General features: G+C 60.6%; 10 protein-coding genes. 2 read left to right on the top strand and 8 right to left on the bottom strand.

Annotated features, from left to right (window positions below):
• Positions 1 to 5 precede the first annotated feature (5 nt).
• The 6 genes from phnE to ACTRXA_RS06065 all read right to left on the bottom strand — a co-directional run bounded on the left by phnE (position 6) and on the right by ACTRXA_RS06065 (position 4530).
• Positions 6 to 1175 (bottom strand): phosphonate ABC transporter, permease protein PhnE, encoded by a 1170-nt coding sequence (phnE, locus tag ACTRXA_RS06090; RefSeq protein WP_442426317.1) that lies wholly within the window; start codon positions 1173 to 1175, stop codon positions 6 to 8.
• A 26-nt stretch (positions 1176 to 1201) separates the two neighbouring features.
• Positions 1202 to 1657 carry a DUF4149 domain-containing protein gene (locus tag ACTRXA_RS06085; protein ID WP_442426316.1) on the bottom strand — a complete coding sequence of 152 codons (456 nt, stop codon included), beginning with the start codon at positions 1655 to 1657 and terminating at the stop codon, positions 1202 to 1204.
• A 4-nt stretch (positions 1658 to 1661) separates the two neighbouring features.
• On the bottom strand, positions 1662 to 2393 hold the full coding sequence (gene pyrF, locus ACTRXA_RS06080) for an orotidine-5'-phosphate decarboxylase (RefSeq protein ID WP_442426315.1): 732 nt from the start codon (positions 2391 to 2393) through the stop codon (positions 1662 to 1664).
• A gap of 17 nt (positions 2394 to 2410) precedes the next feature.
• Positions 2411 to 3262, bottom strand: coding sequence for a tetratricopeptide repeat protein (locus tag ACTRXA_RS06075; RefSeq protein ID WP_442426314.1), 852 nt, complete (start codon positions 3260 to 3262; stop codon positions 2411 to 2413).
• Between the two features lie 340 nt (positions 3263 to 3602).
• The gene (locus ACTRXA_RS06070) at positions 3603 to 4151 is read right to left on the bottom strand and encodes an NUDIX hydrolase (RefSeq protein WP_442426313.1); all 549 of its coding nucleotides are present in this window, start codon (positions 4149 to 4151) and stop codon (positions 3603 to 3605) included.
• Positions 4152 to 4179: 28 nt separating this feature from the next.
• A complete protein-coding gene (locus tag ACTRXA_RS06065; protein WP_442426312.1) occupies positions 4180 to 4530 on the bottom strand; it encodes an arsenate reductase family protein in 351 nt (116 codons plus the stop codon).
• A gap of 276 nt (positions 4531 to 4806) precedes the next feature.
• On the opposite strand from ACTRXA_RS06065, the gene smc reads away from it, so the two are divergent.
• Positions 4807 to 8367, top strand: a complete 3561-nt coding sequence (gene smc, locus ACTRXA_RS06060) for a chromosome segregation protein SMC (protein ID WP_442426311.1) — start codon at positions 4807 to 4809, stop codon at positions 8365 to 8367.
• 131 nt (positions 8368 to 8498) lie between these two features.
• A complete protein-coding gene (locus ACTRXA_RS06055) occupies positions 8499 to 9848 on the top strand; it encodes a hypothetical protein (RefSeq protein WP_442426310.1) in 1350 nt (449 codons plus the stop codon).
• A 213-nt stretch (positions 9849 to 10061) separates the two neighbouring features.
• Here ACTRXA_RS06055 and ACTRXA_RS06050 read toward each other — a convergent pair whose 3' ends face one another.
• Positions 10062 to 11006, bottom strand: a complete 945-nt coding sequence (locus ACTRXA_RS06050; RefSeq protein WP_442426309.1) for a TonB family protein — start codon at positions 11004 to 11006, stop codon at positions 10062 to 10064.
• Between the two features lie 175 nt (positions 11007 to 11181).
• The gene (locus tag ACTRXA_RS06045; protein ID WP_442426308.1) at positions 11182 to 12468 is read right to left on the bottom strand and encodes a hypothetical protein; all 1287 of its coding nucleotides are present in this window, start codon (positions 12466 to 12468) and stop codon (positions 11182 to 11184) included.
• Positions 12469 to 12740: the final 272 nt, after the last annotated feature.

Genomic DNA, 12740 nt, shown 5'->3' with positions numbered 1-12740 from the left:
GGGGGTCACGACGCCAGCGTGATCCTCTCCCGCACTTTCGCGCTCACCATATCGAGGGCGATCACCACCACCGCGATCGCCAGCAACGCCGTCCCTGCCTGGTTGTACTGAAGCAGGTTGATCCACTGCTGTAACAGGAACCCGATCCCCCCACCCCCGACAAACCCGATGATCGTCGACATGCGCACGTTGATGTCCCAGCGGTAAAACCCCAGCGCCAGGAACTGCGGCAGGACCTGCGGCAGGACACCGTACAGCACCACCTGCAACGGCCGCGCTCCCGTGGCGGTGATGGCCTCCACCGGACCCGGGTCGATGCTCTCGATCTGCTCGGAGAACAGCTTGCCGAGCGCCGCGGTCGAGTGCAGGGCCAAAGCCAGTACCCCGGCAAACGGACCGATCCCCACCCACACGGCAAACAGGATCGCCATGATGAGCGGTTCGATGGCGCGCAGCACGTTGAACCCCGTGCGCACCAGGTAGTAAACGGTGGTGCCCGTTGCGCGGCGCGTCATCAGGTTGCGTGCGCCGAGGAAACTCAACGGCGCGGCGAACAGAAGGGCGAAGGTCGTCGCCATCAACCCGAGAAACAACGTCTCGACGATTTTGTCGGCGGTGAGTTTCAACGTCTCACTCAGGTGCCACTCCCCCGTTTCCCACGTCAGCACCACGCGCACGTATTGCGGGTTGCCGCGCGCTGTCGGCGGCACGGTGATCTGTTTTTCAAACCCGCCTCCGGCGTCGGTCGTCACCTCGCCCAGCGGGTACTCCTGTTCGATGGCGTTCACCCAGTACAGCTTGCCCGTGCGTTCGGGCGCGAGATGAAACCCCCGCGCCGTCAGCGTGTCGCCGATCTGCCCGCGCGTGCGCGTGATTTTTAAAACAGGGTCTTCCGTGCCGGGCGGGGTGATGGCGGATTCACTGACCGTCGCTTCCTGCAGGAAGAACCCGGCTTCGGTGGTCTGGCGATCGGTTTCGAAGGTGACGAGGTCGGGTTGCAGCAGTGCTGTGACCAGCGGTTTGACGAGATGAAAGTCCTTGACCAGAGAGGAGGGATGGATCTCCGTCACCCGCCAGCCGTAGGCATAGACAACGACTGCAAAGAACAGGTAAACGAAAAACTTCGTGCGCGTGTAGAAGGGCCGGTGTGGAGGCGATGTGGGCATGGAAGCCATTATATATCCTTCCCCACCCTATCCGGCTAAAGCCTCAACCCCATTGCCGTGATCCACAGGAGGCCGAGGCCGAACATGAGCACCGTCGCGTTCAGCCGCACCGACCAGCCGTGCAGCGAGCGGAACCTGTTCTGCAGCGCCTCGTCCTCGCCGCCCGCCTCGCGCATCTGGTGTTTCAACTGCCGCGCCTGCGGATTGATCACCATGCCCGCGTAAAACGTGCACGCCGCCATGATGGCGATGAACGGCAGGCGCAGGCCTCCGGCGCCGCCGGGCGTGGCCAGGGCGGTTCCCGCCGTCAGCACGGCGCAGGTGTAGCCGACCCCGTAGTACTTGGGAAAGATGGCGCCGATGACGTCGCCCGCCTGCTGGCGGTCGAGCACCTTGAAGATCGACGGCGCGGTGAAAAAGGAAAAGAAGATGACACTGCCGAGCCACACCACCAGCCCCAGCAGGTGCACGAAAGCGAGAAAGGTGTTCATGAGGTCATGCCTTCAAAGCGTGTGCGATTTCGTTGACGATGCGTTGCGCCGCGTCTTTCGGGTCTTTCGCGTCGCGGATGGGCCGGCCCACCACCAGGTAATCCGCGCCCCGTTCGATGGCCCGGGCGGGGGTGGCCACGCGGCCCTGGTCGTCCTGCAGTACCGTCTTGTCCGCCGGACGGATGCCCGGCACCACGGTCAGGATGGGTCCGCCGGACTGTTTCTTGATGTCCTTCACCTCTTCGGCGGAACAGACAAACCCGGTCAGTCCCACGTCGCGGCTCATCAGCATGCGGTCCATCACCAGTTCGTTCACGGTGATCCCGTCCGAATAACCCAGCGCCGGGTCGAGGTCGTGCGACGTCATGCTGGTGAGCACGGTGACGCCGAGCAGTTGCAGGCCGGGCTTCGCCGCCTTGAGCGCCGCTTCCAGCATGGGTTCGCCGCCACTGCAATGCACGGTGAGGAATTTCACCCTGTGCTCGCAGGCGGCGGTGACGGCGCGCTGGACCGTCGCCGGGATGTCGTGCAGTTTGAGGTCGAGGAACACCTCCGCGCCGCTGTGGTCGTGGACGGCGCGGATGGCCTCCGGCCCGGCGCGGGTGAACAGCTCCAGCCCGACCTTGAAGCACCCCACGGAATCGCCCAGCGTCTGGATGTAACGGACGGCGGTGGGAAGATCGGGTACGTCCAGCGCAAAGATCAGGCGGTCCTGCGGAGTGGGGTCAGCGGCCAATGCGGTCTTTTCCGGGTTCAGGTTTTATTGAGAGCGTTCAGGTTGTTCCGTGCCTCGGCCAGGGCGGGGTTTTTCTCCAGCGCCTGATTGTACATCTCGATGGCTTCCTGGTGGCGCCCGGTGTTCTGGTACACCGCTCCCATGTTGTAGTACGCCGGGGCGAAACCCGGTTGCTCCTCCACGCACTTGTTGAAGTTTTGAAGCGCTTTATCGAATTGCTTCAGGTGCGCGTAAGCCAGCCCCAGATTGTAATACCTTTGGTACGGAAAGGGAAACCCGGAAACCGCGCGCTCGAGGTAATCGACGGCCTTTTCATAGTGACCCTGCCGCAGGTGGATCTCGCCCAGCTTGTACATGGAAGCTTCGTCGTGCGGGTTCCACGTCACCGCCTGGGTGAGGGCGTTGATGGCTTTGGCGTCGTTGCCCAGCTGAAAATACGCCCGGCCCAGTTTGGCGTGATAAATGGCTTTTTGCGGCTGGGCGCGGGAAAGCGTCTCCAGCGGCTCGATCATGCCGCGCCAGTCTTCAAGGGTTTCGCAGGCGGCGACCAGGTTCTCCAGCGCCTCGGTGTGGCCCGGTTTCAGTTGCAGGGCGCGGGTGGAGGCGCGGAAAGCGTCATGGTAACGACCCAGGTTGGTGTACACCAGCCCGAGGTAGTTCTGGTATTCGGCATTTGCGGGGTCCTGCGAGGTGGCGGATTCGAGCTTCGGCAGGGCCTGTTCGTATTTTCCTTTTTTGGCCAGCTCGACGCCCTGCCGGTAGAGCGTCGCTGCGTCGTCCGCTGCATGAATGACGGGGACGGCAACCCCGACCAGCAGGATCGCCAGAAGGGTGAGGAGCAATCCTTTTTTACAATGTTTGTATGGCATTTTGCACCTCCAAGTGCAATGAGGGTCCAAGGCGGGTTCTTGTATTGGGGTCTCAATATTAAAAGTATGTTCAGGCAGGCGTTTTGTAAAGCCACCCCAGGCGCGGACTGCGTCCGGGGCAACGGGCTGATGCGTTGCAGGGCGAACGGGGGTCCGTGGGCGCGGACTGCGTCCGGGGCAACGGGCGGATGCGTGGAGGGCGAACGGGGGTCCATGGGCGCGAATCGATGAACTCCCCCTTCTCCGAAGGGGGTTGGGGGGCTTTTTCCTTTTCGGTGGGTCATCCTGAACAAAGTGAAGGATGGCATTTCCAATGAAACGAGATGGGTGAGGCGTTTCATTACTTTTGCGCCACTTCGCTCAGGTGCCGCAGGATGCGCGCCGTGGCGCCCCAGATGCGGTGGGGTCCAAACCAGTAGGCGAAATCGGAAGGCGGGTGTTCCACCGCCTCCTTGCGGAAGCTCTGCCACAGCGGCAGCAGCGGCGGTTGCAGAACGATTTCCACTTCCTCCGGGTTGGGGGTGCACAGGGGTGGCGGGTCGTGCAGGGCGACGAAGGGGGTGACGTCGATGCCTGTCAGGGTCCGCACTCCCGGCAGGCGTGCGAACACATCCTCCGGCGACACGGCGAGGTCCAGTTCCTCGCCGGTTTCGCGCAGGGCGGTGGTGAGCAGGTCGCCGTCGCCTTCCTCGAACAGCCCGCCGGGAAACGCGATCTCGCCCGGATGACTGCGCAGGGCCTCGGAGCGTTTCATCAAAACGACGTGGGGTGTGGACTCCTGCCGGTACAGGATCACCAGCACCGCCGCCTGCCCGGCGCCCGTCTCCACCCGCCCCGGCTGTACCGGGTAATCCGTCTGCAGACGCTCGATCCATCCATCCCAGTTCATCCCACACTCCCGGCCGGGTCCGGCCCTTTCATTTCTTCGCCCAGGTCTGTTTGTATTCGTCCTCGTTGAAGCCGACGGTCACCGTGTCGCCGTCCACCGCCACCGGACGTTTCACCAGCCGTCCGTTGGTGGCCAGAAGGTCCACCGCCTCGGCCTCGGTCATGGATTTCAGCCGGTCTTTCATGTTGAGTTCCTTGTACTGCACGCCGCTGGTGTTGAACAGTTTTTTCAGGCCGTAACGGGCGATGGCCTGTTTGAGCACTTTTTTCGGCGGCGGGGTTTCGGTGATGTCGATCGACTGGTAGGCGACGCCCTTGCCGTCGAGGAACTTCTCCGCTTTTTTGCACGTGCCGCATTTGTTGTAACCGTAAAACTTCATGTCCGCTGGACTCCTTTTGTGATGGATGAAACAGTGGCTCTGTGCCGTGCCATTTATAGCATGACCGGGAATTATCGGAAGGGCAAACCCGGCAGCCGGGAACACCCCGCACGGGTCGCCCCCACCTCATCGTAAACCACAATATATGGGGGCTTTAGGTCATTCTTGCCACCAAGGATAGTATATTTTGCTTTACTTCCACAGGGGCGTGGTATAATGTGGCCTGACACGTCGAGGCACCTTAACACCATTATTTTTTAAGGGTTTATTCCGCTTATGATCCTCAAGCAGCTCGAACTTTCCGGATTCAAATCCTTCGCCGACCCCACGCATCTGGATTTCACCCGCGGTTTCACCGCCGTGGTGGGCCCCAACGGCTGTGGTAAGAGCAACGTGTCCGACGCCATCCGCTGGGTCATCGGCGAGCAGAGCTCCAAGCACCTGCGCGGCACCCGCATCGCCGACCTCATTTTCAACGGCAGTGACAGCCGCAAACCCGTGAACCGTGCCGAGGTCTCCATGACCCTGTCGGACGTGCCGCCGGGCCTGCGCATCGCCAACATCCCCAACCTGTCGGAAGAGATCAAGGTGACGCGCTGTTACCACCGCTCCGGCGAAAGTGAATTTTACATCAACCAGGTGCCCTGCCGCCTGAAAGACATCACCGACCTGTTCCTCGACATCGGCATCAGCCCCAAGGTGCTCACCGTCATCGAGCAGGGCAACATCCAGGACATCGTCACTTCCAAACCCGACGACCGCCGGATGTGGATCGAGGAGGCCGCAGGCGTCCTCAAGTTCAAGGCGCGCAAGAACGAAGCGCTGAGGAAGCTCGACGCCGCCGGGCAGAACCTCGACCGCATCTCCGACATCGTGCAGGAGTTGTCCAGGCAGGTGGAATCGCTGAAACGGCAGGCGGCGAAAGCCGAACGCTACAAGCAGTACCAGGCGGAGATCAAGGAATTGAGCCTCGACCTGTTCAGCCGCCGCATCCGCCGCGCCGAGCGCGACTTGGAAGAAATCGACCAGCGTCACAAGACGCGCACCGGGCAGAAAGCCGAATGGAGCGCACAGGCTTCCACCCTGGAGACGGACATTGAGACGCTCAAGTTCGAAATCGACGAGCTCGCCACCGCACTCAACCACAAGAAAGAAACGGTCCACAGCCTCAACACCGCCATCGGCAAGAACGAGCACAACATCGAACTCAAGCAGGGCGAAATGCAACGCGCCCGGCAGGACATCGAGGCCGCGGTGGGCGAAGTGGAATCCATGAATGCCGAGATCGCCGGGAACCAGACGCAGTGCGAAGAACAAAGAGCCGAAGGCGACCGGCTGACGGCCGTCCTCGCGGAAAAAGAACAATCGCGGCAGGCCCTGCAACAGCAGTACGAACAGACCCGCAACCGCCTGAACGAGCTCGACGGCCAGGTGAAACAGCTCGACCGCCAGATCATGGAACGCGTGCACCACATCTCGCGCAAGAAAAACGAACTGACCGCGCTGGAGACACGCAAGCAGGGACTGGCCGACCGCGATCAACGGCTGGAGACCGAACTGAACGAAGTGACCGCACAGATCACCGCGCTCCAGACCGCACTCACCGAAGCCGATGCGAGTTATCGCGAGAAGGCCGAAGTATTCGAGCGCATGCAACGCGAACAGGAACAACTCACCCAGCGCGCCGCGGAATTGAAGCAGCGCCTCGACCAGCAGGAAGAAGCCGCCCATGCTGCGCGCGAGCGCTACCTCGCGCAGAACTCGCTGTTGCAGTCGATGCAGGAGTTACGCCGCAAGTTCGAGGGATTCGGCGACGGCGTCCGCGCCCTCATGGCCAACGGCGCCGGCGAGCACGTACACGGCCTGCGCGATGTGCTGGTGGACGTGGTGAAAGCCCCGGCGGAGTTCGAGGCGGCGGTCGAAGCCGTCATGGGCGAGAAACTGCAGAGCATGATCGTCGATTCCTACACCGATTCGGTGGAAGCCATCCGCTACCTCGACCAGAACAAGTCCGGGCGCGGCAGCTTCATTCCATTGCGGCCCAAATCCGCGGTGCGTCCGCCGCTGTTCATGAACGGCAACCAGGGCGTCATCGGCAGACTGTCCGACCTCATTCAAACGCGCGAGGAGTACCGCCCCATCCTCAACCACCTTCTGGGGCACGTGGTGCTGGTGCGCGACCTGGAAACGGCGATTCAGTTGCACGGCCACAGCGAGTTCCAGGGAAGCGTGGTGACGCTCAAGGGCGAGGTGATCGACGACGAAGGCCTCGTCACCGGCGGCGCGCAGGATGACAACGACGCGGGGCTGTTGTCGCGCAACCGCGAGATGGAGGAGTTGACGGCCACCGTGGACGATCTCAAGCAGGAGATGGATGCCCTGCAGGGCGAGGCGGTGCGCATGGAAACGGATCTCGCTGCATTGCAGGAGCAGGTGCAGGCGGGAAGCAAAGCCGTGCACGCGGCGGACATCGAACGCACCCACCGCTACAACGAACTCGAGCAGATGAAAAAGGAAGCCGACCGCCTGTCGCAGAAGCGATCGACCATCGAGTACGAACGCACCAGCGGGCAACAGCAATTTCAGGAACTCGCCCGCGAGCAGGAGGCGTTGCAGGAGACGGTGACGACGGCGGAAGCCGACCAGCAGGCGGCCGAGACGATGCGCGAATCGCAGAGCCGCGAACTGGCGCTGCAACGGGAGGAACTCGACCGCAAGAGCCGGGAAGCGAACCAGCTCGACGTCGAGATCACCTCACTCAAAGGCAAGGCGGAAAACCTGTCATTGGAAGTCAAACGCCTCGAGCAGCAGACCGCGAACCTGGCCGAACGCATCGCGCGGCGGCAGGAAGACAGCCGCAGCAACACGCAGAAAATCGCCGAGTGCGAGGAAGCGATCAAAGGATACGAGCAGGCCATCATGGAGCAGGTGCGCGAGAAGGGCGAGCTCAGCCAGGTGATCGTCTCCGAGGAAGAAACGCTGAACGAAAAGGAAGAGACCCTCGACGGGCACGAAAAGCAGGCGCGCGAACTGGTGAAACAGATACAGGAGATCACCGAGGAGATTTCTCAGATCGAGTTGAAACGCTCCGAGACGCGCATCCAGATCGCCCACATTGAAGAAAAGGTGTGGGAGGATTTCCACGTGTCGGTCGATGAGATGAAAGGACGCGAGGAAAAGGAAATCGATGAAGACGCCGCGTCCGAACAACTGGCGGGACTGAAGGACAAGGTCGCCAAGATGGGCGAAGTGAACCTCGCCGCGCTGTCCGATTTCCAGAAAGCCAACGAGCGCTACCTGTTCCTGCAGAAGCAGGAGGAGGACCTCGCCGATTCCATCCTCAGCCTGCACCAGACGATCGAGAAGATCGACAAGACCACGCGGCAGTTGTTCGCCGACACCTTCGAGCTGGTGAACGAACACTTCAAGGCGAACTTCGAGCGCCTGTTCTCCGGCGGCCGCGCGGAACTCATCATGCTCGACCCCAGCGATCCCCTGGAGTCGGGCATCGACATCAAGGCCAGCCCTCCCGGCAAGACCATGCAGAACATCCAGCTGCTCTCCGGCGGCGAGAAGGCGATGACCGCCATTTCCCTGCTGTTCGCCATTTTGCAGGTGCGGCCCAGCCCGTTCTGCCTGCTCGACGAGGTGGACGCGCCGCTGGACGAAGCGAACGTGACGCGCTTTCAAGACATGCTGAGCGAGATGTCCGACAAGACGCAGTTCATCATGATCACCCACAATCAGAAGACCATGAGCTTCGCCGACACCCTGTACGGCGTCACCATGGAAGAACGCGGCGCCAGCAAGGTCGTCTCCGTCCATTTGAACAATTAGTTCCCGTTTCAGGTTGTCATTTAGAGCCAACCGGTGGGTGACACTCCAACCTGCAAGCCGGTTTCTTTCTCCCCGTTGCCTGGGGTATAATCCCTTCACCGCGATCCTTTTCATTTTTTGCAGACGGCATCATGGCGGAAGCGAAAGACATCGACGACAGTCTCGAGTTCCTGCGGTTCTTCGAGAAGTACACGGAGAAGGAAGACCTCCTGCAGGTCATCCAGCACCGCCTGGAAAAAGACCCGGCGCGCCTCGACCTCACCCGGCAGGTGATGAGCGAGAGTGATTTCCAAATGCTGGCGGAGCTGCAGCCGCTGGCGCGGGTGGTGTACCTCAACCTGTCCGAAACGGGACTCAAGACCGCGGGCATCCAGCAGCTGTGCACCTCGCCGCACCTCGGCCGTCTCGAAACCCTCGAACTCGGTAACAACAACGTCGATGACGACGGCCTGTTCTTCCTGTCGCGCATCTCCCTGTTCGAAAACCTGAAGACGCTGAATCTCGCCAGCAACGAGATCGGCCCGGTGGGCGCAAAAGCCCTGTCGTTGAGCAAGACGCTGGCGAACCTGGAGACGCTCGACCTCTCCTACAACCGTATCACCCCGCTCGGAATCAAGGCGCTCACCAACTCCGACCTCGGGCGCAGACTGCGTTGCCTGAAGCTGGCCGACATCGGCCTCGGCGACGACGGTGCGGAGCAGTTGTCGAAGTGCGGGCAGTTGGCGGGGCTGGAGACGCTCGACCTTTCGGACAACAACCTCACCGACCGCGGTGTGGAGTACTTCGCGCGCGCCAACGTGTTTCCCAACCTCAAGCGGCTGATCCTGAGCAACAATCCCGTCGGGGACGACGGTGTGTACGCGCTGGCGGAATCGGAGTTGTTCGAGAACATCGAGGAACTGGAGTTGCGCTGCGCCGGACTGACGGCGGACAGCGCCATCACCCTCGGCCAGTCCCGGCACTTCAAGAACATCCGCAGGCTCAACCTCAACAACAACGACATCCGCGCCGAGGGGACCGAAGCGCTGGTCGCCTCCGCCAACGTGAAGAACCTGGAAGCGATCGACCTGGGCGAGAACCAGTTGAACGCGGAAGGCGCCGTGGCGCTGGCGGAAAGCCCGAACGTGACCCAACTCAAGGAACTGCGGCTCAATAACAACAACATCGCCGACGAGGGCGTCGTTGCCCTGGCGCAGTCGCAGTACCTCACCGCGTTGGAAGAACTGTACCTCGAGCAGGACAACTGGATCCGTCCGCCCGGCGCCAGGGCCATCGCCGAGTCCACCACGTTTTCCAACCTGCGTGTGCTGGTGCTGGGATTGAACGTGATCGGCGACGAAGGCGCGCGCTACCTGGCCGAGTCCACCACCCTCAAGAGCCTCACCTTCCTCAACGTCATCGGCAACAAGCTGAGCAGTGCCGGCGAAGACACCCTGCGTTACTCCGAAACCCTGAAGCTCAAACAGCTCGAACTGGTGTGACCGCCCCCTGTGGGGACCCGCTCAGGAAATTTCTTTTGTTTTAGATTTAATATAAAAACAGAGATTCTCCTTCGCCCGCGTTTCCTCAGAACGACATGCTTATATTTAAATTGTCATTCTGAGCGTAGCGAAGAATCCCTGTTTTGATTTTCTGGATTCTTCAATCCAGAATGTCCTGATGCAAAAGGAAAGGGGTAGGGGGGATGGAATGGCTTACCGCCCGTACTTGTCCTGGTAGTAGGTGCTGTAGGCGGGGCTGTAGATGAAGGTGGCGAGGATCGACAGGTTGTTGCGGTCGATGGTGACCGGGAAGGGGTAATACGGCGCGGCGTTTTTCACCGCGTTCACCGCCGCTTCGTCCAGCAGGTTCGAGCCCGATGCGTCCACCAGCAGGACTTCCAGCAGGCGTCCGTCGCGGGAGATGCGGAAGCGCAGGGACAGGCGGCCGTTGATGCCGTGCCGCGCCGCTTCTTCCGGATACGTCCACACCCGTTCGATCTGCTGCTTGATGCGCTGGAAATACGACGCGTACTTGGCTTCCTTGGTGTTGAGCGAGATCACCTCGTCCTCGTCGTCCGGATCCTCCGATTTCATGGAGTCGGCGTCGATGGCGGCGTACTTCTCCGGATCGAATCCGTCCAGCAGCGCCAGGGTGCTCTCCGAATATTTCTTCGTCACTTTCTTTTCCTGTGTCTTTTCCGGTTCGGGTTTGTCAAAACCGGTTTTCGCTTCCTTAAACGTTTCGCGCGGCGTTTTCGGCGGCGGGATCAGGAACTCCTTGCTCAACTCCATCTTCTTCTCCGGCCGAGGCATGGTTTCCGGCTTGGGTTTGGGAATGAGCGATTTCTTGCTGGCGTAAAGATGCTTGTTTCTTTTTTCGATGTGCGACTTGGACTGGCTGTTGGCGTTGGAGATGAGTTCAGAAGTCTTAGGCGGTTCCTTTTCCTGCGGCTGGACCGGGTCCACCACCTGCGGCGGTTTTTCTTTTTTCTCTTCCGGTTCTTTCGGAACGTATTTCACCTTGACCGGCGGATGCTCCGGCGCTTCCGGCGGACCGGGCGGAATCATCTGGTACGCGGTGAACGCCGCCAGGTGAAGTCCGAGCGACAGCACCACGTACTGCTTGATCTTCGGTGGCGGTTTGATGGGAAATCGCATAGGTCCCTATTGTAAGCTCCCCCTGCCATGAAGGGGAAAATGAGTTCCCGCGCTGCAAACTCCTGTATAAAAAAATTCCGGGCCGGGTCCCCGGGAGGACGGACTTGCGGTGCGCAGTGGCTCTATAACTTTAAAATATTCAGTGTTTTATAGCAACACCAAAGCCCGCCGGCCCTTATTTCCCCACCGGGTTGAAGGTGGCGGCTTTTTCCTTGTACCAGCGGTACGCGTTGGGCACGAGCGGCGTGTGCAGATTGGGCGTGTCGTAGCGGTCCCCGTCGTGAAACGGCACGTGCGGCATTTCCAAAGCCCGGTAGAGGCCGTTCAGGTACGCCGGGAAATCGGCGTACATGGCAATGCGTTCTTTCAATGCCGGCATCGCTTCCCGTTTGAACTTCATCAGCTCGCGACCGAAGGGATGGATCGACGCCAGCCCGTTTTCCTCGCCTTCCTCCTGCACCGCGAAACGGACGAGCGATTCGAAATCCTCCCAGTCCTCCAGCGCATCGACGTCGGAGACGTACGCCGGGTCGTCGTGAAACTTGGCGACGAACGGCGTGTCGAGGAAGATCGAGGCGCCCTTGTTGAAATTCTTGAGGTGCATGCCGAACTTGTGTTCGTCATTCATGCGGTAGGTGCGCAGGTCCGAGTCGAAGTGACGGAAGTGCGACGCCAGCACCGGGAGCAGCCGCAACATGCGCGCGGGGGAGGTGAGCACCTTGTGAACGCCGGCGTTCAGGATCTTGCCGTCCTTGCGCGTCTCGTGCAGAAGCTCGATGATGTCCTCTTCAATCGCCGCGAGGTTGATCGGGTACACGTTCGGTTCCTTCACGTCGTGCAGGCGTCCCGCCTTTTCATCGATGACGCGGTAATGGTAGTTGCGCTGCACGAACTCGCTGGCCGGGTCTTCCTTGAAACGCGGAAACATCTGCTGCCGCGAGTTGAGCCACAATATCAGGTTGTGCGTTTTGAGGTCCTTGTCCCTGAGCACGCGGTCGAGGTCGAACAGGAACGGCAGGTCGCCGGGCTGGAACAGCACCAGTTCGTTCGGCGCGAGCGCCAGCGCGTTGCGTCCGAGCACCAGCGTGTGGATCAGCACCAGGTTGTCCGGGTCCTCGTGCACGAACTGGACGTTCTTGCCGCACGGTCCGATCACTTCCAGAAACGCATCGAGCACCGTCTTCACCTCTTTCGAGCCGACCACCACGATCTCTTTCAGGCCGGAGACCATCAGGTTGCCCAGCGCGTAGCACATGAGCGGGATGCCGTAGATGGGGAACAGGAACTTGAGGCGGTCGATCTCGTCGTCGCGGGCGCGCAGGATCAGGTGGCTGATGCCTTTCTTGCCCTGCGCGATCTCGCGGCGCGCTTTTTCGATGGCTTCCTTGTCGGCCAGCTTGCGCGACTCGTAGGCGTTGTGCGAAAAGCTGACGATGCACTTTTCAATGGTCGGGTGATTCATGCGGTACAACCGTGCGGAGGCAGAGACCCTTATTCCGGCGGCGTCCGACGCGGGAGGGCTTCCTTAAATTCAAAACAATGGGTTGATTTTAAAGGTCTAATTATACACAACCGGAAGCGGCGCACCAATCGCAAACCGGCCCGTTCGGAAGTGGAAACAGGCAAAGTTCCGGGTCGGCAAGAAAAACCTTGACCTTTTATATTTCCGTAAGTTGAGTCATTTGGGGGTGCGGGTAAATGGGCTTGTCTATCTGATTTTTTAATCATACAATT

The sequence above is a fragment of the Nitrospina sp. P1_D6 genome (assembly GCF_052156615.1).
In the GTDB taxonomy this organism is placed as follows: Bacteria; Nitrospinota; Nitrospinia; order Nitrospinales; family Nitrospinaceae; genus Nitrospina.
This window is presented reverse-complemented; position numbering and strand designations above follow the sequence as displayed.